Source organism: Pseudoxanthobacter soli DSM 19599 (assembly GCF_900148505.1).
Taxonomy (GTDB): Bacteria; Pseudomonadota; Alphaproteobacteria; order Rhizobiales; family Segnochrobactraceae; genus Pseudoxanthobacter; species Pseudoxanthobacter soli.
Genome location: NZ_FRXO01000010.1, coordinates 43,288 through 64,575, shown reverse-complemented (window position 1 = coordinate 64,575; position 21,288 = coordinate 43,288). Strand labels below are relative to the sequence as shown.

19 protein-coding genes are annotated in these 21,288 nt (G+C 69.2%); 8 read left to right on the top strand and 11 right to left on the bottom strand.

Annotated features, from left to right (window positions below; all coding sequences use genetic code 11):
* Nucleotides 1-9: 9 nt before the first annotated feature.
* From BUF17_RS18665 to BUF17_RS18650, 4 genes are all read right to left on the bottom strand, one after another.
* On the bottom strand, nucleotides 10-1,296 hold the full coding sequence (locus tag BUF17_RS18665) for an imelysin family protein (protein ID WP_073631554.1): 1,287 nt from the start codon (nucleotides 1,294-1,296) through the stop codon (nucleotides 10-12).
* A 244-nt stretch (nucleotides 1,297-1,540) separates the two neighbouring features.
* Entirely contained in the window at nucleotides 1,541-2,701 is a 1,161-nt protein-coding gene (locus BUF17_RS18660; RefSeq protein WP_084564910.1) for a Fe(3+) ABC transporter substrate-binding protein, read from the bottom strand.
* Nucleotides 2,702-3,129: 428 nt separating this feature from the next.
* Nucleotides 3,130-4,488, bottom strand: coding sequence for a class I SAM-dependent RNA methyltransferase (locus BUF17_RS18655; RefSeq protein ID WP_084564908.1), 1,359 nt, complete (start codon nucleotides 4,486-4,488; stop codon nucleotides 3,130-3,132).
* Between the two features lie 297 nt (nucleotides 4,489-4,785).
* The gene (locus BUF17_RS18650; protein ID WP_073631550.1) at nucleotides 4,786-5,517 is read right to left on the bottom strand and encodes a TlyA family RNA methyltransferase; all 732 of its coding nucleotides are present in this window, start codon (nucleotides 5,515-5,517) and stop codon (nucleotides 4,786-4,788) included.
* Nucleotides 5,518-5,764: 247 nt separating this feature from the next.
* Here BUF17_RS18650 and BUF17_RS18645 point away from each other — a divergent pair, with 247 nt between their 5' ends.
* From BUF17_RS18645 to BUF17_RS18635, 3 genes are read left to right on the top strand one after another with little or no spacing between them, the layout of a single operon-like run.
* Nucleotides 5,765-6,601 carry a hypothetical protein gene (locus BUF17_RS18645; protein ID WP_073631548.1) on the top strand — a complete coding sequence of 279 codons (837 nt, stop codon included), beginning with the start codon at nucleotides 5,765-5,767 and terminating at the stop codon, nucleotides 6,599-6,601.
* Nucleotides 6,594-7,220, top strand: coding sequence for a chromate transporter (locus BUF17_RS18640; protein ID WP_073631546.1), 627 nt, complete (start codon nucleotides 6,594-6,596; stop codon nucleotides 7,218-7,220). The genes BUF17_RS18645 and BUF17_RS18640 overlap by 8 nt, the downstream gene beginning before the upstream one ends.
* 58 nt (nucleotides 7,221-7,278) lie before the next feature.
* Nucleotides 7,279-7,803, top strand: coding sequence for a chromate transporter (locus BUF17_RS18635; RefSeq protein ID WP_073631544.1), 525 nt, complete (start codon nucleotides 7,279-7,281; stop codon nucleotides 7,801-7,803).
* Here the strand turns inward: BUF17_RS18635 and BUF17_RS18630 are convergent, their stop codons facing one another.
* The gene (locus tag BUF17_RS18630; protein ID WP_073631542.1) at nucleotides 7,804-8,181 is read right to left on the bottom strand and encodes a hypothetical protein; all 378 of its coding nucleotides are present in this window, start codon (nucleotides 8,179-8,181) and stop codon (nucleotides 7,804-7,806) included.
* Here BUF17_RS18630 and BUF17_RS18625 point away from each other — a divergent pair.
* The 3 genes from BUF17_RS18625 (at nucleotide 8,171) to rpoH (ending at nucleotide 11,721) form a co-directional block, all read left to right on the top strand.
* On the top strand, nucleotides 8,171-9,268 hold the full coding sequence (locus BUF17_RS18625) for an RluA family pseudouridine synthase (RefSeq protein WP_244530952.1): 1,098 nt from the start codon (nucleotides 8,171-8,173) through the stop codon (nucleotides 9,266-9,268). The genes BUF17_RS18630 and BUF17_RS18625 overlap by 11 nt on opposite strands.
* 306 nt (nucleotides 9,269-9,574) lie before the next feature.
* The gene (locus BUF17_RS18620; RefSeq protein WP_073631540.1) at nucleotides 9,575-10,495 is read left to right on the top strand and encodes a GGDEF domain-containing protein; all 921 of its coding nucleotides are present in this window, start codon (nucleotides 9,575-9,577) and stop codon (nucleotides 10,493-10,495) included.
* A 320-nt stretch (nucleotides 10,496-10,815) separates the two neighbouring features.
* Nucleotides 10,816-11,721 carry an RNA polymerase sigma factor RpoH gene (rpoH, locus tag BUF17_RS18615; RefSeq protein ID WP_073631538.1) on the top strand — a complete coding sequence of 302 codons (906 nt, stop codon included), beginning with the start codon at nucleotides 10,816-10,818 and terminating at the stop codon, nucleotides 11,719-11,721.
* Nucleotides 11,722-11,885: 164 nt separating this feature from the next.
* Here rpoH and BUF17_RS18610 read toward each other — a convergent pair whose 3' ends face one another.
* The 3 genes from BUF17_RS18610 to BUF17_RS18600 all read right to left on the bottom strand — a co-directional run bounded on the left by BUF17_RS18610 (nucleotide 11,886) and on the right by BUF17_RS18600 (nucleotide 14,264).
* Entirely contained in the window at nucleotides 11,886-12,287 is a 402-nt protein-coding gene (locus tag BUF17_RS18610; RefSeq protein ID WP_073631536.1) for a DUF1398 domain-containing protein, read from the bottom strand.
* A gap of 105 nt (nucleotides 12,288-12,392) precedes the next feature.
* Nucleotides 12,393-12,845 carry a MarR family winged helix-turn-helix transcriptional regulator gene (locus tag BUF17_RS18605; protein WP_073631533.1) on the bottom strand — a complete coding sequence of 151 codons (453 nt, stop codon included), beginning with the start codon at nucleotides 12,843-12,845 and terminating at the stop codon, nucleotides 12,393-12,395.
* Between the two features lie 117 nt (nucleotides 12,846-12,962).
* A complete protein-coding gene (locus BUF17_RS18600) occupies nucleotides 12,963-14,264 on the bottom strand; it encodes a DUF3422 family protein (protein WP_073631531.1) in 1,302 nt (433 codons plus the stop codon).
* Nucleotides 14,265-14,785: 521 nt separating this feature from the next.
* Here BUF17_RS18600 and BUF17_RS18595 point away from each other — a divergent pair.
* Nucleotides 14,786-15,802, top strand: a complete 1,017-nt coding sequence (locus BUF17_RS18595) for a glucokinase (protein ID WP_073631529.1) — start codon at nucleotides 14,786-14,788, stop codon at nucleotides 15,800-15,802.
* Nucleotides 15,803-15,833: 31 nt separating this feature from the next.
* Here the strand turns inward: BUF17_RS18595 and hrpB are convergent, their stop codons facing one another.
* From hrpB to BUF17_RS18580, 3 genes are read right to left on the bottom strand one after another with little or no spacing between them, the layout of a single operon-like run.
* Entirely contained in the window at nucleotides 15,834-18,326 is a 2,493-nt protein-coding gene (gene hrpB, locus BUF17_RS18590; RefSeq protein ID WP_073631527.1) for an ATP-dependent helicase HrpB, read from the bottom strand.
* Nucleotides 18,326-19,234 (bottom strand): PhzF family phenazine biosynthesis protein, encoded by a 909-nt coding sequence (locus BUF17_RS18585; RefSeq protein ID WP_073631525.1) that lies wholly within the window; start codon nucleotides 19,232-19,234, stop codon nucleotides 18,326-18,328. The genes hrpB and BUF17_RS18585 overlap by 1 nt, the downstream gene beginning before the upstream one ends.
* Nucleotides 19,235-19,278: 44 nt before the next feature.
* Entirely contained in the window at nucleotides 19,279-20,040 is a 762-nt protein-coding gene (locus BUF17_RS18580) for an NUDIX hydrolase (RefSeq protein WP_073631523.1), read from the bottom strand.
* A gap of 382 nt (nucleotides 20,041-20,422) precedes the next feature.
* Here BUF17_RS18580 and BUF17_RS18575 point away from each other — a divergent pair, with 382 nt between their 5' ends.
* On the top strand, nucleotides 20,423-21,154 hold the full coding sequence (locus tag BUF17_RS18575) for an LOG family protein (protein WP_073631658.1): 732 nt from the start codon (nucleotides 20,423-20,425) through the stop codon (nucleotides 21,152-21,154).
* The last annotated feature ends 134 nt before the right edge of the window (nucleotides 21,155-21,288 follow it).

Here is a 21,288-nt window from a genome sequence, read left to right as displayed (position 1 = left end):
GTTCGCGGGTCAGTTGGCGGAGACGGCCGACGGATTGTCGAGCGAATCCGAGCCTTCCACCTCGATCTTGAGGCCGAGGCCGGACACCACGCCCTCGATGGCGCGGGTCTGGGCGACGAGCGCGGTGACCACGTTGTCGATGATCTTGTTGCCATCCGGATTGTCGGGGCCGATCATCTGGTCGTAGGCCTCCTTGCCGGAGTCGGCGCGGTCCTTCATCACCTGCATCCGCGCGAGCGTCTCGTCGAACGCCGCGTCGAGGCGCTTGGCGGCTTCCGGCGCCTTGGCGGCGGCGTAGGCCTGAAGGCCCGGGCCTTCCAGGGTGGTGCCGTCGATGCGCTTGTAGGCGCCGGTATAGAGCGCCTTCATGCCCACCTCGTCATAGAAGTGCGAGTTGTGGGTGTTGTCGGAGAAGCAGTCGTGCTCCTCCTCCGGATCGTGGAGGATAAGGCCGAGCTTGATGCGCTCGCCGGCGAGTTCGCCATAGGACAGCGAGCCGAGGCCGGTGAGGATGGTGGAGAGCCCGCCCTCCGGCCCCTTGGCGAGAAGCTGCTTGCGCGCCTCGCCATCGGCCTTCCAGGCGTCGGCCATGTCCTTGAGATCGGCGACGAGCAGGTCGGTCGCCGCGGTCAGATAGGCGCGGCGGCGGTCGCAGTTGCCGTTGGTGCAATTCTCAAGCGAGTAATCGGTTGCCGGGCGGTTGCCGGCACCGGGGCCAGTGCCGTTGAGGTCCTGCCCCCACAGCAGGAACTCGATGGCGTGATAGCCGGTGGCGACGTTCGCCTCCACGTCCTGGGCTTCCTGCAGCTTCTCGGCCAGCAGCACCGGGGTGATGGTGGTGAAGTCGACTTCCTCGGCGCCGATGCGGATCTTGGTGTTGGCGATCACGTCGGCGGTGTAGAGCGGGTTCTCGTCCGAGGACTCGCCGTAGGACTTCTTGTCGACATAGTCGATCAGCCCCTCGTCGAGCGGCCAGGCGTTCACCTTGCCCTCCCAGTCGTCGACATAGGCGTTTCCGAAGCGCAGGCCTTCGGTCTGCTGGTAGGGAACGCGCGCGGCCTTCCAGGCGGCGCGGGCCTCGGCGAGGGTCTCGTCGTTCGGCTTGGCGAGGAGGGCGGCGACGGCGGCCTTGAGCGCCTCGGCGCTCGTCAGGCTGTCGGCATACATTGCCGCGGCCACGTCGGCATAATGGGCGACGACCGCGTCGGGCGCCGGGGCATCCGCCGCCAGGGCCGGACCGACGCAGACGGCCACCCAGGCCGCTGCGGTGGCGAGCAGAAGTTTCGAACGGCGCATCTTTCAGCCTCCTCAAGATGTTCGCGCTGCCTTGCGAACCTCGGCCACCCCTGGCCAAGGCCCGTTGATGACGGTCTGTCCCGCATCCACCCGCCGTCCGGGCGGGTCTGTGGTCCGGACGGAAAGCGCTCTGGAGCATGTCCCGTTCAGATCGAACCGATCCGAACGACGAGGACATGCTCAAGCCATTGAATCTTGAGCGATTTCTGGTCGATCTGATGATCCCGTCAGATCGGAAAGCGCTCTAGCGCGACGGGCCGGCGTCGAAATCGACCTTGTCGACGAGTTCGCTCGCGGCCTTGCGGTATTTCGCGAGTTCGGAAAGCGGCAGCGGATCAGGCTTCAGCGTGCCGAGCGCCTGCACCACCGCGTTCGGCTTCAGGCCCGGCCGAACCGGGTATTCGAAATTGGCATCGGCATAGAGTTCCTGCGCCTCGTCGGAGGTGAGGAATTCAATCAGCTTCAGCGCGTTGGCCTTGTTCGGCGCGTTCTTGGCCAGAACCACGCCGGAGATGTTGACCTGGGTGCCGCGCCCCCCCTCGTTGGGGAAGATCACGCGGATCGCCTTGGCCCATTCCTTCTGCTCGGGCTCGCGATCGTCCGTCTCCATCAGCCCGACATAATAGGTGTTGCCGAGGGCGAGATCGCATTCGCCGGCCCAGATCGCCTTGGCCTGGGCACGGTCGTCGCCGGACGGCTTCATCGCGAGATTGTCGCGGATGCCCGCGACGATCTTCTCCGCCTCGTCCATGCCGTCGTTGGCGATGAGGGAGGCGATGAGGCCGATATTGTAGACGTGCTGGCCGGAGCGGGTGCAAAGGCGACCCTTCCACTCCGGCTTCACCAGATCCTCGTAATCGAGCGCGGTTTCCTTGACCCGCTCGCGGGAGGCATAGAACACGCGGGCACGCATCGTCAGCCCGACCCAGCCGCCTTCCGGATCGCGGTAGATCGCGGGAATGTTCTCGTTCACCACGCGCGAGACGATGGGCTGGGTGATGCCGAGCGCCTTGGCGTTCTCCAGCCGGCCGACATCGACCGACAGCAGGATGTCGGCGGGCGAGAACTCGCCCTCGGCGGCGATGCGCTCCTCGAGGCCGGCCGACGCGGTGACGACGTTGGTGCGGATGCCCGTCTCGGCGGTGAAACGGTCGAGCAGCGGCTGGATCAGCTCCGGCTGACGATAGCTGTAGATGTTGACCTCGCCGTCCTCCGCCGCGGCAGGCCCGCCGGAGCCGCACAGCGACAGCCCGGCAAGCACCGTGAGCGACAGGCTTGCGAGGACCGTCCATCCCGCCGCGAACGCGACATGGCCACGGCCGCTGGACCTGCGCCGATGCGGCGACCCCGACCCGTGCCCGGCCTCGCTCCGAACGTTCGCCCCGGTCTGCCGGAAACGCACCATAACCATCCCTCGATCAGCACTCGCCGGCCCGGAGCCGCGAACAGCACCCTAGGCAGCAGCGGCGGGCTTCGGTGGGGCGGCAAGGAGAACGGCAGCCGACCCGTATCCGGATCGGCCGGAAGATCACGCCGGAGGGAGAACTATCCCCCGCATCGCTGCAGCCCACCGAAAAGCAACTCCTGTGGGCACACAAAGCGAACGGAAAGTTTCATGTCAATTGAGAATGAAGATGCAAGCCGCAAATTAAAACGGTTCCAATCCACGCCACGACAAGCAGAACGTAGATTGAAATTATTCTATTCTTGCCAAATCTCAAGAAAAGACCGGCCGAGTGCACGCGAACGTGGCATTCGCCGCCATGCGCATGCTGCCGGGCGCGTTGCGCGCTTACGGTTCGCATGGGAATGGCGGCGATGCCGAGCGGCGCGTCAGCCACGCCGAAGAAATGCCACGGCTTCGATATGCGGCGACCACAGGAACTGGTCGACCGGCACGACCTTCTCGGCGCGGTAGCCGCCGGAGACGAGCACCGCGAGATCGCGGGCGAGCGTCGCCGGGTTGCACGAGACCATGACGACGCGCGGCACGGCCACTAGCGCAAGCGCCTCGGACTGCGCGCGGGCCCCTGCGAAGGGCGGATCGAGCACCACGGCGTCGTAGCGGGCGAACTCCTTGCCCTGGAACGGGCGCCGGAACAGGTCGCGGACCTCCGCCGTGATCGGTCGCCGATCCGTCGCGAAGCGGCGGGCATCGCCGAGGGCGGCGACGGCAGGGGCGTCGCCGTCCACCGCGTGAACGGAGGCGGTGCGGGCGAGCCGGAGCGCGAAGGTGCCGATGCCGGCGAACAGATCGAGCACGCGGCGGGCATCGCCGACGCCCTCCACCACCAGCGCCGCCATCGCGGCCTCCGCGCGGGCGCTGGCCTGCAGGAAGCCGCCCGGCGAGGGAACGACCGCGACGCCATCGACATCGATGGTCGGCGGCTGCGGCGCGACGAGGACCTCGCCTTCGAGCGAGAACCGCGCGAAGCCGAGGGAAAGCACCTGCGAAACCAGACGGTCGCGGGCGCGCTCGTCGAGCGGGCGCGCATCCGTCGCAGCGACGTCGAGGCCGGCGCGGGTCGCCGTCACGGTCAACCGCAGCGGATCGCGGCGGCCGGCGAGCGGCTCGGCGAGGCGGCGCAGGGCCGGCAGCGCGGCGACGATCGCGGGATCGGCCACCGGGCATTCCTGAAGATCGAACAGGCCGTGGGAAGCGCGCTCGTGGAAGCCGACCACCATGACGCCGCCGATGCGCTCGGCGGTGAGCGACACCCGGCGGCGCTCACCCGGCCGGCTGGCCACCACCGCCTCGACCGGTGCCTCGATACCGTGGCCCGCCAGAGCGGCCACCAGCTGCTCGCGCTTCCACGCGCGATAGGCATCGCCCTGCCAGTGCTGCAACGCGCACCCGCCGCAACGGCCGAAATGGACGCAGGCCGGCTCGACGCGCTCCGAGGAGGGAACGACGATCTCGACGATCCGTCCGCGCTCGCCACGGCGCTCGACGACGAGTTCCTCGCCCGGCAGCGCGAACGGCACGTAGAGAGGCCCCGAGGCGGTCTCGGCGATGCCGTCGCCGCGATGGCCGACGCGATCGACGAACACGGTCTCGGACACCGCGGGAGCCGCCTCGGGGGCTTGCCGCGCCGTGCGACCGGGACGACCGCCGCCAGCCGGGCGCGCGGCGTTCGAGCGCGTGGTACGCTGGCCCTGGTTGCGCTGACCTTGGGGACGCGCGGCGTTCATTGCCGAACCCCTTCGGGGCAACCGCAATCACGGGCGGACGGGCGGGCATTCATCGGGCGGACCTTCCTGCGGCGTTGCCGTGCGCATCGCCCCGGTCGCGGCCGGCACCATTCGGCCAAGCTCAAGATGGGGGCGGTTTGCGGCGGGCAGAAACTGCCCGGGCGGCGCTCACGCCATCGAAGCGGGCGCCGGATGTGCGCATAGACCAGAAAAGCCGGGATCGCCGCAAGCGGGAACTGGACGCGTTCCAGAAAGGGCAGCCGGCCGGCAGGTAGCGGTCAGCGGTCCAGAAAGCGCTCAACGGTCCTTGCGGGCACCGAGCAGGAACTCTCGGTTGCCGTCGCCGCCGGCGATGGGCGACGGCGCCTCGCCGACCACGCGCCATCCCGGACGGCCGTCGAGCCAGGCGCGAACCGTCGCGAGCGCTTCGGCGGCACGCGCGGGATCGCGCACGAGCCCGCCCTTCGACAGGCCGTCGCGGCCGACCTCGAATTGCGGCTTCACCAGGAAGACGCCGAACGCTCCCTCACCCGCGAGATCGAGCGCGGCGGGCAGCGCGACCATCAGGGAAATGAAGCTCACGTCCGCGACGAGCGCCATCGGCGGTTCCTCCAGATCGGAGGCGGCGAGATAGCGCACGTTCAGCCCCTCGCGCACGGCGACGCGCGGATCGGCGGCGATGCGAGGATGCAGCTGGCCGTGACCGACGTCCGCCGCCAGCACCCGGCGCGCGCCGCGGTGGAGCAGCACCTCGGTAAACCCGCCGGTGGAGGCGCCGAGGTCCACGGCATAAAGGCCGGCCGGATCGAAGCCGAAGGTATCGAGGCCGGCGATGAGCTTCTCCGCGCCCCGCGACACCCACTCCGGGGCTTCCGCCGCGAGTGTCAGCAACGCGTGGGCGGCAACCGTCGCGCCCGGCTTGGCGACGACCGCACCGTCGAGCCGGACGAGGCCACGACGGATCAGGTCCTGCGCCCGCGCCCGGCTCGGCGCGAGCCCGCGCGCGACCATCGCCAGATCCGCCCGCATGCCGCCCTCGGCGGGTGCGGCGGAGACGGCGGGTTCCGTAGGGGGCGTATGCGAGCGGCGTTCCCGCACCGGCGTGGGCTCCTGCATGGAAATTTCGGATGTACATCCCGGGTATGTAAATCCCGGGCAGGCTCTATGGAAACCGGCGCCGGTTCGCAACGAATATCATCGTGGGATCGGTGCCACCGGGACTATGGCGCGGCGTCACATTTCCCATTAGCATCGCACCTCAAAACGAGGCAGGGCCATGGATGAAGTCCGCTACCGCGAATACAAGATTCTGTTAAGGGCCGAGAAGTTTTTCGCCTCGACACAATTTGAAGTTTTCTGGGATCTGGTTTGCCAGATTGCCAAGAAGAGCGACGTCGGCGTTCACACGAACAAGGATGCGTTCCATCGCCTTGTGCGGGAAGTGCTGTTCTACGATACGCCCAATTTCGATCTCTATCGCAACGCCTTCATATTGCGCAAACGCACGTTCTATGAAGACGGCTGGCCCCGGAACGACCACGAACTGACGGTGAAATTCCGTCACGCCGACCTCGGCAGAGCCTCCAAGGTCGACATGACGCCGCACCTGAACGGCATCGCCGAGATCAAGTTCAAGGAGGAGATCCTGCCGCTGAAGGATCAGCTCGGCGGGATGCGCAGCCTCTATTCCCACAATTGCGTGCTGAATTCGCCCAACATCGTGCTGACCCAGGGCCTCGACCACATCTCGGCGGTGTTCCCGCCGATGGGGCTGATCGACCTCAGCCCGGAGACGGAGATCCACCTCGTCAACAACGTGGCGGTGGAGGAAATCCAGGTCGATGCCGGGGTGTTCGATTTCGGCCATGGCCTGACCGCCAAGGCGACCGTCGCGATCTGGCGCAACCGCGCCTCCGAGGTGTCGCTGATCGGCGAGTTCGCGTTCCAGGCGAAGTTCGAGCACTATTCGGACCTTCACAAGAAGGCCAAGGAGCGTTCCGAGCATTTCTACCGGGCGATCCAGATGAACGCGCCGGAGTGGGTGGCGCTCGGCACCACCAAGACCGCCATGGTCTATGGCATCGGCAACACCGTCGTGGTGCACAATGAGTGACGCGGCCAAATCCGGACCGGGCAACGCCGCGCCGGCCGGAACCGGCCGCGTCGGCATCGGCGAGATCTTCCTCACCTTTCTCGTGATCGGCGCCACCAGCTTCGGCGGCGGCGTCGTCGCCTACCTGCGCAACAGCCTCGTGACCACCAAGAAGTGGCTCGACGAGGACGAGTTCATGGTGGCGCTGTCGATCTCGCAGGCGCTGCCGGGGCTGAACGCCACCAACATGGCGATCATCGTCGGCGACCGGCTGCGCGGCACGGTCGGCGCCATCGCCGGCTTCATCGGCATGACGCTGCCGGGCGGGCTGCTCGTGCTGGTGCTCGGCATCGCCTATGCGTCGAACCACGACAATCCGTGGATCACGGCGGCGCTTGCCGGCGTCGGCGCGGCCTCGGTCGGGCTGCTCGCCGCCATCACCATCCAGATCGGCAAGAAGCAGCTCGTCCACATGCTCGACCTCACGCTCGTGATCGTGACGGTCGTGCTCGTCAGCTTCGTGCACGTTTCGCTCGTCTGGGTGCTGCTGACCGTCGGGCCGGTGGCGATCTTCCTGTTCCGGCCCCGCAAGGAAAAGCCCCACGCGGTGCCCGAACCCCACGACCACCCCGTCGACTGACGGCGACGATGACCGCCCGCTCCGCCACCACGATCCGCTCCGACAAGGCCGCGCCGCGATGAACGAAACCAACTGGAGCCTGCTCGGCGTGTTCTCGCTGCTGTCGATCCTGGCGATCGGCGGCGGAACGGCGGTGCTGCCGGAGATGAAGACGCTCACGATCGAGGCGCATCACTGGCTGACCGACGACCAGTTCCGCAACATCTATTCCCTCGGCCAGCTCGCGCCCGGGCCGAACATGCTGATGGTGATCGTGATCGGCTATCACGTCGCCGGCTTCACCGGCGCGCTGATCGCCTTCGTCGGCTTCTTCGGCCCCGCCGGCTTCATCGCGCTCGCCACCAACCGGCTGTGGGGCCGGTTCGAAGGCTCGCCGTGGCGGCTTTCGGTGCAGCGCGCGATGGCGCCGATCGTCGTCGGTCTGATGGCCTCCGGCACCATCGCCGTCGCCCGCACGGCGACGACCGAGGTGATCACGGTGATCTTCGCCGCGGTGGTGTTCGCGGTGATGTTCCTGCGCAAGATCAACCCGGCGCTGCTGATTCTCGCCGGCGCCGGCGCGGGCGTGCTGCTGCTTCGCTGATCAGGACGCGCCCGGCGTCGCCACCAGCCGCACGCGGGACATGACCGAGCCAGTCGAGAGATCGACCACGACCACCGAGCGGCCGGCATCGTCCTCGACCAGCATCGCGAGCACGTTGCCGTCGAGATCGGTGGAGAGGATGCGCGCGCCGGAGGCCGCGCTTACGGCGATATCGGCGCTGTGGACGGCACGACGGTCCTGCGCGCCGCCACCGATTGTGCGATAGAGGATCACTGAGAAGACGGCGAGCAAGCCGGCGGCCATGATCAGGCCGGACGTGCGAACGAGGCCGGTCAGGCGCTTCTGCAGCCGTTCGGCGGCAGGGTCGAGCGGCTTCTCGGGGGCGTCTGCGGAATCGGAGTCTTTGGTGAGCGGCATTGCTGAAAGTGGGTCCGGCAACGATCTTGCGCAGGATCGCGTGTTTGAGGACTGGGACGAGGACGGCGAAGACGCCTCGGGCCGGCAGATCGAGGTCACGGTCGACGACGCGGCGGCCGGCGGTCGGATCGATGCCGTTCTGACGGCGCTGCTCGCGGAAGCGATGGGCGCCGAGGCGCCGAGCCGTGCCCGAATCCAGGCGCTGATCCGCGCCGGCAATGTCGGCATCGACGGGCGGACGATAGGAGAGCCGGGACGCCGGGTCAACGCGGGCGCCCGGATCGCCGTCGAGATGCCGCCGCCGGAACCGGCCGAGCCGGAGCCCGAGCCGATCCCGCTCGACATCGTCTATGAAGACGAGGCCGTGATCGTGCTCGACAAGCCGGTCGGGCTTGTGGTGCACCCCGCCGCCGGCCACGCCCGGGGGACGCTGGTGAACGCCCTGCTCGCCCATTGCGGCGACCGCCTTTCCGGCATCGGCGGCGTGCGCCGGCCTGGCATCGTCCACCGGCTCGACAAGGACACCAGCGGATTGATGGTCGTGGCGAAGTCCGACCGCGCCCACCGCTCGCTCGCGGCGCAGTTCGCCGACCACGGCCGCACCGGCGCGCTGGAGCGGGCCTATGTCGCGCTCGTCTGGGGCCAGCCGCTTTCGGGCGGCGGCACCGTGGACGCACCGCTCGGCCGCTCACCCCAGAACCGCCAGCGCCAGGCTGTGGTGCGCTCCGGCGGACGCCATGCCGTGACCCACTTCACGGTGCTCGAACGCTACGACCTCGGCGACGAGCCGATCGCGAGCCTGATCGAATGCCGGCTGGAGACCGGGCGCACCCACCAGATCCGGGTTCACATGGCCCATATCGGCCACCCGCTCGTGGGCGACGCGGACTATGGCGCGGGCTTCCGCACCAAGGCGAACCGCCTGCCCGAGCCGGCGCGCTCGGCCGCGGCCGGCTTTCCGCGCCAGGCGCTCCACGCGGCGGTGATCGCGTTCGAGCATCCACTGACGGGCGAGGTGATGCGGTTCGAGAGCGAGCCCCCGGCCGATTTCGAAGCGTTGATCGAGGCATTTCGCGGGGTGCGGTGACAAATCCACCGCCGATTCATCCAGAACCGCGTTGCGCTCGTAGAAGCCCTTGAAGCACCGGGATCCGGCTCTGGTCGATCGTACCGGAGACCGGCGCTTCCGTGGGCCTCGGAAAACGCCGGGCACGAGCGCACCGAAGGGCCGTCGGCACACAGAAGCCGAGACTTGAGAAGCCGTGGCGTGAAAAGCCGAGATCGGGCGGGACCGGAAACGTGCAGACGTAACGTGGGCGCCTTGGCGTTCGATTTTCAGAGGAGACAGGCACGCGTCTGGCCGCGGGTTGGTCAAGCCGCGAACGAGTGACACATGACAGCCTTTGAAGGTGATCTGACAGCCAAGCTGGCGCTTTATTCCATCGACGCGATCGCCGACATGATCATCTGGACCGATCGCGACGGCCGGTACGTTTCCGCGAACAAGGCGGCGCAACGTCTTCTCGGCTTCACGATGGAAGAGTTCCGTCTGCGCAGGGTCTGCGATGTCGATCCGCTGTTCAGCGAGGAGCGGTGGCGCGAGCACTGGGCGGAACTGGAGCGGTTGGGCACTGTCACCCTTGAAACGGTCAACACCCGCAAGGACGGCGTCGAGGTGCCGATCGAGGTCACGGCGAACCTGGTGTGCGTCGACGGGATGCGTTTCAACTGTTCGATCGTGCGCGACATCACCGAGCGGCGGCGCAACGAGGCGAAGCTGAAGGCGCTCAACGAGCGCATCTACCAGATGAGCATCACGGACGGACTGACCGGCATCGGTAACCGCCGCCGTTTCGACGAGGCGCTCGCCGGCGAAGTCTCTCGCCATGCCTGTTCCGGGGAGCCGCTGGCACTGATGCTGATCGACATCGACCATTTCAAGGCATTCAACGACCGCTACGGCCACCTCGGCGGAGATGATTGCCTGCGGCGCGTCGCGGCCACCATCGCCGCGACGGTCGATGGATCGGCCGGGCTCGCGGCGCGTTTCGGAGGGGAGGAATTCGCGTGCCTGCTGCCGGGCACGGCACTGGCCGAAACGACGATGGTCGCGGACCGGCTGCGCCTTGCCGTCACGGATCTGGCGATACCGCACGCGCTCGCCGATGCCGGCATCGTGACTGTCAGCGTGGGTGCGGTGTGCTCGGAACGGGTCATCGCACAGACGTCGAACAGCCTGCTGGCGGCCGCCGACACCCTGCTCTACCGCGCCAAGCGCGAAGGCCGGAACCGCATCGCGGTCGGGCAATACTGAGCGTGCCGAGGTGACACGGCAAGGCCGTGCGATCCGGCAAGCACCCGCACGGAACACGGAAGCGCCCTGACGCGCTTTGGACATAATGGACTTCGATAGTCGGCAAAGCCGGCCCGCCTGCGTCGTCGCGGAACACCCATCGTCGAATGGCGATGAAAACCTCTTCCCTTTCCATCGCCATTCGACGATGATGGTGGGGACGAGGTGTTCGCACCCCGACCGGGCGGCTTGGCTGAGCGTCCGGACGCGTTGAGGCACGCTCTCCGGTTCCGCTCACGCCGAGGGAACTGCAGCAGGCACCTGAAGGAAAGGGCGCTCACATGGCCCAGGCATCGCTTCCCGCAATTGCAGCCGGCGAAGGCGGGCTGTCCCGCTACCTGGAAGAGATCCGTCGGTTCCCCATGCTGGAGCCGCAGGAAGAGTACATGCTCGCCAAGCGCTACCGCGAGCACGAGGATCCGGCAGCGGCCCAGAAGCTGGTGACGTCGCACCTGCGCCTCGTGGCGAAGATCGCGATGGGCTACCGCGGCTACGGCCTGCCGATCGGAGAGGTGATCTCCGAGGGCAATGTCGGCCTGATGCAGGCGGTGAAGCGTTTCGATGCGGAGAAGGGCTTCCGGCTCGCGACCTACGCGATGTGGTGGATCAAGGCTTCGATCCAGGAATATATCCTGCGGTCGTGGAGCCTCGTGAAGATGGGCACCACCGCGAACCAGAAGCGGCTGTTCTTCAACCTGCGCAAGGTGAAGGGCCAGATTCAGGCGCTGGAGGATGGCGACCTGCGGCCCGAACAGGTCGCCCAGATCGCGCAGAAGCTCGGCGTTCCAGCCGAGGACGTGATTTCCATGAATCGCCGGCTTTCCGGCGACGCCTCGCTCAACGCGCCGCTTCGGGCGGATTCCGAAGGCGGCGAGTGGCAGGATTGGCTGGTGGACGAATCCACCAACCAGGAAGAGATGCTGGCCGAGAGCGAGGAACTGGAGAGCCGCAAGCGCCTCCTCACCAATGCGCTCGGCGTGCTGAACGACCGCGAACGCCGCATCTTCGAGGCGCGCAGGCTGGTCGACGATCCGATCACGCTGGAGGACCTCTCCACCGAGTTCGGCGTCAGCCGCGAGCGCGTGCGCCAGATCGAGGTGCGCGCGTTCGAGAAGGTGCAGGAAGCCGTTCGCGCAGCCGCCGTGGCGCAGGAGCGGCCGCGGGCGGGCGCACACGCAGGCGCCTGAGCCCGCGCAACCGACAGACGATCCGGGGATGTCCGCGGACCTCCCCGGCCGCGACGTGACGCGGCAGGATATGGCCGGCCCTGAGGCACATCCCGCTCGGATCGAGGCGATCCTGGGGGAAAGTGCGCTCCAGGGACCGGCCTTTTTGCTGAGTGACAAACCGCCTATCGCGGGAAATGTTCGACGTGTGTCTCGGCCGTGCGGCCGTAATAGAGCACGCGGCGGCCTGGGAACGAGACGAGATAGCCGGCGCACCCCGCAGCCTTCGCGCGGGTGCAGAACCCCGCATAGCTGTAGTCCGGCCCGTTCGCCTGCGCCCAGCGCACGAGCGCCGCCACACGATCCGCGTCAAATTCGGGCGCCGCCCCCCCCGGCGAAGGCGGCATCGGCAATTCCACGCCGTCGCCGTCCGGCAGGTAGTAGAGCTGCGTGTTCCGGCGATAATCCACCGCGTAGCCCTCGAAGCCGGCGGCGATCAGCCGGCCGACGATTGTGGGGAAGCTCTCCGTCCCGTCGTGGGCGGCATCGAGGCAGCTTCGGGCAATAGCAATCCGTTCCGCGTCCATGGCGGCGGTCCTTTCGGTTGGTGTGCAGGTCAAATCAGGCCGGCCGTTTGCGACGCCCGGCGAGATGCGCCGTTGTCGGTTGGTACCGACCTCGGGTGGCGCCGGTCAGTCCAGCGGCATCGCCTTCAATCCGCGCCGCTCCGCGAGATGCCTCAGGATACGGCCCAGCGCGTCCTGCTCATCGGCGGACAGCACGCCGAAATAGTCCGCGTCGTTGCGGTCGGCGAGCGCGGCCAGCACCGGCACCCTTGCTCGCCCGGCTTTGGTGAGGGACAGGCTGTGGGCACGCCTGTCGTCGGGATTGTCGACGCGGTCGATCAGCCCCTTCTCGATGAGCCGGTCGGCGAGCTTGCTGATCGCCCCCCGGGTCATCCCCATCCTCCCGGCAAGCGCCGACGGCGCCATGCTGTCGACATCGTAGAGCGCGCGCAGGAACACCCACTCGGCCACCGTCACGCCCTCCGCCGCGAGCTTGCGCGCGAAATCCTGCGACACGGCGTTGGAAACCATCCTGAGCCAGTAGCCCGTGTGGGCGGTGAGATCGGAAACAGACTGCATGCGGCGCCTCGCCTTTTGTTGACTAGGAAACTAGATGGATGAAGTTTCCTAGTCAACCGAATCCAGCGCGGACCGTGAGGGCGAAAGCGGACGGATTGGGGCGGACGGGAGCCGCGTTCAGTGCACGTCCGAGCGGCTGCCGGCGTGGTGGCGGCGGATGCGGCGCACCACCAGCCAGATCGCCACGACGACCAGCGGCACCGACAGCGCGGTGACGAGCTCCGGATGGAACGGCAGCCCCTCGACGTGGGCGCCCTCGGCAAGCTTTCCGATCAGCGACACCACATAGTAGCTGATCGCCGCCACGGACAGGCCTTCGACCGTCTGCTGCAGACGCAATTGCAGGCGCGCGCGCAGGTTCATGGAATGCAGCAGGTCGCGGTTCTGGCGTTCCAGTTCCACGTCCACCCGCGTGCGCAGCAGGTTCGCCGCCCGCGCCAGCTTCGTGGCGAGATCGGTCTGGCGGTTTTCGATGGCGAGGCAGGTGCGCATCGCCGGCCCGAACCGCCGTTGCAGAAAACCGCGCCAGCTGCCGTAGCCCTGGACATGGACCTCGCGGATGGCATCGAGCCGTTCCTCGACGATCTCGTGATAGGCCCGGGTGGCGCCGAAGCGGTAGGCGGTCGCCGCGGCATCGGCCTCCAGCGCGGCGGCAAGATCGGTGAGCTCGGCGAGAAGGCGCTGGTTGTCGGTCAGCCCGCGCGTCTCCTTCATCGCCTCCAGCGAGGCGACGAGACCGGTCTCGATGCGCCGGATTCCCGGGCCGAGCCGCTGGGCTTCCGGCAGGCCGAGCAGCGCGAGCGTGCGATAGGTCTCGATCTCGATCAGCCGCTGCACCAGCGTTCCTGTCCGCGACGGCGACATGCCGGCGTCGAGCACGCGGATGCGGGTGAAGCCGTCGGCGTCCTGGCGGAAATCGGTGGCGACGACGGCCTCGCCCTCCGCCACGCGCGACACGCACAGGCTGATGGGATCGAAGCCGTCGAGCCCGTCCTCGGTCCGCACCGGCGCGGAGCGGACATCCACCCGGACGGCAGCGATCAGCGGGCCCGGCTCGCGGAAGGCGACACCGAAGGGGTGCTCCGGCAGGCGCCCCGTGCCCGGGGGCGCGTCGAAGGTGTAGGTGGTGAATTCGGTATGCTGCTCCCAGCGCAACACGCCGCCGAGAAGATCGAACCGGCAGTGCTTCATCTCCGGCCCGGATCCGCCGACGCCGAGACTGAGCGCGAGACGGTCGAGCGCGAGGCGGTCGGCGGCGGCTTCCTCCGGGCCGGTGAGGAAGGCGAGATGGAGCACCGTGCGCGGGCGATCCAGCGGATGCGCGGGCCGGGCGTGAACCTCGCCGAGCACGGCTGCCCGCAATATATGGGATGAAAAACCGAACGTCGCGCTGCCGCCGTCCTGTTCGTCTTCGCTCATCACCCGCTCCCCGCCAGCGTCGTCGGTTCCGGTGCCGCCGCCCGCGCGCCGACCGGGCCGCGGGAGGTCTTGAGCGTTTCCCTTCGGACCGGATCGTGCGGCGGCCCCACAAGGGCGGCGCCTATCCGATCTCTTCCGCCGGACTGTGCCAGACAACAGCGCAGACTGCCATCTCTGCCAGCGCGGCTTTTCGCTGCGCCGATCCTCTCATCCGGTCATGGCCGTGATGCGACAGGCGGGCGTCACCGCGCGCCCTCCCGGCATGATCTTGTCCGAAAACCGCTTCGCACTTTTCGGGATCATGCGCGCTCCGCGCGCTTCCCCCTCAGCATGATCTTGTCCGAAAACCGCTTCGCACTTTTCGGGATCATGCGCGCTCCGCGCGCTTCCCCCTCAGCATGATCTTGTCCGAAAACCGCTTCGCACTTTTCGGGATCATGCTCTAGTCTCCGGCACGGGCGGACCTGCCGTTGCCGGCAAGCCGAGGCCCCACGAAACGCCACGAACCGGAAGACAACGACATGACGGCATCGTCCGCCAATGAAGCCCTGCCCTTCCCCGTGCTGCTCGCCGACATCGGCGGCACCAACGCGCGGTTCGCCCTTGTGGAAGATGCGCAGCGCCCGATCCAGGTGTTTCCCACCGTGGCGACGCATCATTATCCGAGCCCGGACGCCGCCGCGCTGGATGTGCTGAAGACCGCAGGCGCGCCCCATCCCCGCGCCGCCGTGCTGGCCTTCGCCGGGCCGATCGAGGGCGAGCGGCCCGTGCTGACCAATGCCTCGTGGGCATTCGATCCCCATTCGCTGATTTCCGCGCTGCGGCTCGACGAACTCGTGCTCGTCAACGATTTTGAAGCCCTGTCGCTGGCGCTGCCGGTGCTTTCCGGCGATGCGATCCTGTCGATCGGCGGCGGCACCGCCCATCCGAGCGCGCCGCGCGTCGTGGTCGGGCCGGGCACGGGACTCGGTGTCGGCGGTCTGGTGCAGTCCGGCGAGCGGTGGATTCCGCTGCCGAGCGAGGCCGGGCACATGGATCTCGGCCCGGTCACCGATGAGGACTTCGAACTCTGGAAGGTGCTGGAGCGCGCCCACGGCCGCATCACGCCGGAGACGCTGATCAGCGGTCCCGGCCTCTTGCGGCTCTACCGCGCCGTCGCCCGGCTCGCCGGCGTCGACCCGACGCTCGAAAGCCCGGCCGCGGTCACGGAAGGGGTCGAAGCCGGCAACCCGCTCGCGATCCGCGCGCTCGGCTTCTTCGTGACGCATTTCGCCCGTTTCGCCGGCGACCTGGCGCTGACCTATCTCGCGCGCGGCGGCGTCTATCTCGCCGGCGGCATCGCCCCCCGCATCGCGAGCCACCTCAACGACGGCCGTTTCCGGGCGATGTTCGAGGACAAGGCCCCGCACACCGCGCTGGTGCGGGAAATCCCGACCTTCCTCATCCAGCATCCGCTGCCGGCTCTGGAAGGGCTCGCCGCCTTCGCCCGCACGCCCGAGCGGTTCTACGTGCCCGCCGGACACCGCTTCCGGCCGTGATGCCCGCCAATTCCGGACGCGGCCGGAACGGTCAGCTTCTCGGCCGCGAATAGCGCACCGGCGCGGCCGTGACCGGGTCTTCCGGCCACGAGTGCTTCGGATAGCGGCCACGCAGGTCCGCACGCACGTCGGCCCATGTTCCGCGCCAGAACCGCGGCAGGTCGGCGGTGAGTTGGATCGGCCGATCGGCCGGCGACAGCAGTTCGAGCAGCACAGGCACGCTGCCACCCGCGACGGCGGGATGGCAGTCCAACCCGAAAAGATCCTGCACCCGGACGGACGCGGCCGGCGGCTCTCGGTCATAGTCGATCGGCACGCTGCGGCCGGCGGGCGTCTCCAGGGTCGCGGGGGCGAGGCGATCAAGCTCCGCCTTGCCGCCGGCCGGGATCAGCCCTTCCAGCGCGAGCCCCAGCACCGCCGGCGTGATGTCGTCGAGCCGGAGAGCCCCCGGCGCATAGGGCATCAGCCAATCTTCGAGGCTGGAGGCGAGCGCCTCGTCGGACACATCCGGCCACGGCGCGCCGCGCGCCTTCGCCAGAAAGCGCAGGCGGCCGCGCAGCCGTGTCAGCCCGGGCGTCCACGGCAGCGCGCCGACGCCGAGGGTGGCGATGCCGGCGGCGAGCGCCTTGGTGCCCTCGTCGGCGGGAACGGGCACCGCCTCCTCGGCGAGCACCAGCCGGCCCAACCTTCGCACCCGCCGCGCCCGCACCGCACGGGCCGGACGGTCGAACGTCACTTCCGTCGCGGACGTGGTCGCCTCGGCGAAATCGGCCTCGATCTCCTCCCGGCTGATCGGCGCGGCGAGCAGGATGCGGGCGTTCTCCGCGGCGCCCTGGAGTTCCGCCACCGCGAGGAACGGCTCGCGCGCAAGCGCATCCGCCGCATCGATCCGCCCGCCCCGCCCGTTGGCGAGGCGGAAGCCGCCGGTCGCGCCGCGCGCCTGGGCGACACGCTCGGGAAAGGCGAAGGCAAGCAGCGCGCCGGCGTGGTCGACGTCGCCATCCTCTGACTTGCCGGCCGCGCCAGCGAGCGCCGCCCACCTAGTTGCGAGGCGGCGGGCTTCTTCCGCCCGCCGGCCGCGTTCGCCGCGCAGACGCCGGACACGCTCCCTGAGATCGGCATCGCGGCCGCCGAGGCCATGTTCGGACACGACCACCGCGATTTCGGCGGCGAGCATCGCTTCGCCCCGCGCGGCCGCGCGCAGCACCATGTGGCCGAGGCGCGGATGCAGCGGCAGCGCCCGCAGTCGCGCCCCCTCCTCCGTCAGCCGGCCGGCCTCGTCGACAGCGCCGAGCCGGCGCACCAGATCGGTCGCCTCGGCCCAGGCCGGAGCGGGCGGCGGATCGAGGAAGGCGAGGCCCGAGGGATCGGCGACGCCCCACGCCGCGAGATCGAGCACGAGACCGGCGAGATCGCTTTCCAGCATCTCCGGCCGGTCATGCGGCGCCATCGCCGCGGTCTGCCCTTCATCCCACAAGCGGATGCAGACGCCCGGCTCGATGCGGCCGGCGCGGCCGCGACGCTGGTCGGCGGCGGCGCGGGATTCGCGCACGGTTTCGAGCCGCGTGAGCCCCGTCGCCGGCTCGTAGACCGGGCGACGCGACAGCCCGCCGTCGACCACGATGCGGACGCCCTCGATGGTGAGCGAGGTTTCGGCGATTGCGGTGGCGAGCACCACCTTGCGCCGCCCCGTGGGCGCGGGGCGGATGGCGGCATCCTGCGCCGCGGGATCGAGCGCGCCGTAAAGCGGGGCAAGGTCGACATCGGGCGGCAGACGGCCGGCGAGACGCTCGGCCGTGCGCAGGATTTCCGCCTGGCCGGGCAGGAAGGCGAGCACCGAGCCCCCCTCGTCGCGAAGCGCGGCGAGGATGGCCGCGGCCATGGCGTCCTCGATCCGCTCGCCTGCCGGACGCGGCCGATAACGGGTTTCGACCGGGAACATGCGGCCGGCGCTTTCCACCACCGGCGCGCCGCCGAGAACGCCGGCGAACCGCGCGGCATCGATGGTCGCGGACATCACGACGACGCGCAGGTCGGGCCGCAGCGCGTCGCGCGCCTCGACCGCGAGCGCGAGACCGAGGTCGCCGTCGAGGCTGCGCTCGTGGGCCTCGTCGAACAGCACCGCCGCGACGCCCTCCAGCGAGGGATCGTCGACGATCATGCGGGTGAACACGCCCTCGGTGACGATCTCGATGCGGGTCGCGGCGGAAATGCGGGCCTCGCCGCGCACGCGGAAGCCGACCGTGCGGCCGACGGGCTCACCGAGCGTCGCGGCCATGCGCGCGGCGGCCGCGCGGGCAGCGAGCCGGCGCGGCTCCAGCACGACGATGCGGCCGTCCTGCCGCCAGGGCGTACCGAGGAGCGCGAGCGGCACCCGCGTGGTCTTGCCGGCGCCCGGCGGGGCGACCAGCACGGCCCGCCCCTGCCCCGCCAGCGCATCGAGCAGCGCGGGCATGGCGGCCTCGACCGGCAGGACCGCGCTTGTGGGATCGGCCGCGCCCCGGGCGGCATCCGGAACCGGCATCAGAGCAGGAGTTCCCCTTCCTGCACGATCACGGCATTGCCGCCGATCCGCGCGCCGGAGATGGCGCCGCCGTCGACCGCGATCTCGAGCTTGATGAACGAAGGCCGCTTCATCTCAACGCCCTGCTCGATGGCGACCTCGCGCACGCCATCCGGCAGCGCATCGAACCGGTGCACCACGCCGGCGAAGGCCGAAGCCGCGGAGCCGGTTGCCGGGTCCTCGCCGATGCCGAGATCGGGCGCGAACATGCGGGCGTGGAAGCCGGCGTCGGCCCGCACGGTCTCGCGGCAATAGAGGTAGACGGAGTGCGCCTCGCTGGCGAAGGCCCGCGCCCAATCCGACGCGACCGGCTTCGCCCGCGCGGCAGCCTCAAGGCCGGCGACCGGCACGAACACGAACGGACCGCCGACGGCGAAGGCGCTCGGCACATGGTTCTCGAACCCGATTTCGCGGGGCAGCAGCCCGAGCGCTGCGGCGATCGCCTCGTTGTCGGCCACGAACGGGATTTCCACCGGCACGCGCGGCACGTCGAACGCGGCATAGCCGACACGGTCGGCGCCGAGCGCGACGCCGCACCGCACCGGGCCGATGCGCTCTTCCAGCACCACCACGGATTCCTGTCCCGCCGCCTCGATGCCGAAGCGGTCGAACGCCAGCAGCACGGCCGCGCCGACGGTCGGATGGCCGGCGAACGGCAGTTCCTTGGCGGGCGTGAAGATGCGCACGGAGGCGGTGTGGGCCGCGCCTTCCGGTGGCAGGATGAAGATCGTTTCCGACAGGTTGAAGCCGCGGGCGATGGCCTGCATCGCGTCGTCGTCGAGGCCCTCGGCATCGCGAACGACGGCAAGCCCGTTGCCGGTGAGCGGCTGGTCGGTGAAGACGTCGAGAACGACGAAACGGCGCGGCATGGCAACCCCTGGCAACGCGAACGGAACTGACGTGCCCCGCACCGTCACCGCGGCAGCAGGGCGTCGAGCGCGACCCGGTTGTAGCATGGAATATCGAGGCCGGCGGCATCGGACACCCGGGAGAGCGCGACCACCGCCTCGATTTCCGCATTCGGATCGGCGGCGATGAAGCGCTCGATGCGGCCCACCAGGTCCGCCGCGTTCCAAGGGAAGCGCAGCACGCCGACGAGGCCGACGAGCGGGCCGTCGGCGACGACGAGGAAGGACGGCGCGCCCACCGCATCGGCGGCATCGAGGCCGGTTTCCTCGGCGCATTCGCGCGCGATCGAGCCGACGAGATCGACCCGACCGTCTGCCGTGACGTCGCTGTCATCGGGCGTGCCGCCGACGAACTTGACGTGGCCGGGATTGGCAGTCCAGCCGTTCATGCGGCCGAGCACGAGGCGGCCGTCGCTCGACAGGATCGCCGCCGCGCCGAACAGGTTGAAGAGGTCGACGCCGGCCGGGCGCCAGTCGAGCAGCGCGAGGAGCGTGGCGAAATCCATCCGCCGCGCGACCGCGGAAAGCCGCCCGCCGGCGACGGAGACGCGCTCGAAGCCGAGCACGGCGCCGTTGAAGAGCGCCGGGTTGGCGGCAAGCCGCGCCTGCCAGTGGGCCTCGATCTCCGCCCGGCGGGCCGTGGCGAACGCCGGCAGGCCGGGTCCCAGCCCGATCTCGACGGCCGAGACTTCGCCGATCACCCTGGCCTGCCCGGCCGTGCCGGCGCCGTCGTTCCGCAAACCGCTCATCGCATCGCCGCCGGACATGCCGGCGCCTCCTCATCCCCGCGAGACTGGAGCATATCCCGGTTCCGGCCGAAACGGCCCGCGCGGGATGTGCCCGAACGCCTGGAGCGCGGGCGATGGCCTGTGGACCGGATGAGACCATGCGGTGGAAACGCGCCCATCGCCGCGCCGATGCGCGTCGACGCATGTACCGGAAGACGTCTGCACCGGAAGACGTCCGCGCCGGAATCGGCCTATGCTCCGGACCGGCCGAGCGCCCCGCCACGACAACGAGAGGGCCGGCCGGGACAGACGAGGACGCGCCATGACCGATCCGAACGCCACCGAACCCTCCCTTGCCGGCGGAGCGGAATCCGGCATCGAGCCGGTCGGCGCGCCCGCGGCGAAGCCCAATGCGGCGCAGATGGCTTCGCCCTCCTATCGGCTGCCGGCGCTCGACCAGGACTATCTCCTCGGCGATTCGATGCGCGGCCTCCGCTTTCTGCTGGAATATGCCAAGGCGGAGGAGGAACTGCGCGCCTGGGGCATCCGCTCCACCATCGTGGTGTTCGGCAGCGCGCGGGTGCGGCCCGACACCGGCGACCGCCACGCCCGCTGGTACAACGAGGCGCTGGCCTTCGGCCGCATCGCCTCCGAGCGCGGCGGCGCGCTCCGGGTGCAGGACGGCCTGCGCGACAACGTGATCGCGACCGGTGGCGGACCAGGCATCATGGAGGCGGCCAACCGCGGCGCACGGGAAGCCGGGGCGCCGACCATCGGCTTCAACATCTCCCTGCCGCGCGAGCAGGAGCCGAACGCCTACCAGACGCCGGACCTGACCTTCCGCTTCCACTATTTCGCGATGCGCAAGATGCACCTCGCGATGCGCGCCAACGCGCTGGTTGCCTTTCCCGGCGGCTTCGGCACCTTCGACGAACTGTTCGAGGTGCTGACGCTGCGCCAGACCAACAAGTCGCCGCCGATCCCGATCGTGCTGTTCGACCGGGCCTACTGGTCGGCCGCGATCAATTTCGACCGCCTCGTCGAGGACGGCATGATCGACGCCGCCGACCTCTCGCTGTTCGAATATGCCGACGATGCCGAATCCCTTTGGAAAACATTGGTCGCGCGCGGCGTCTGCGAGATCGAGCGCTGAGCCGCGCCAATGCCGGCAACGGCCTAAGGCCACCCGAAGTCGCGAACGGCATCGCCACCGCGGGGTGTCGGTCCGCCCCTCATATCGCGGCGGGCCAGTGCCGGCTTTCCGGCCGGCCGGGGCGGCGTTGTTCC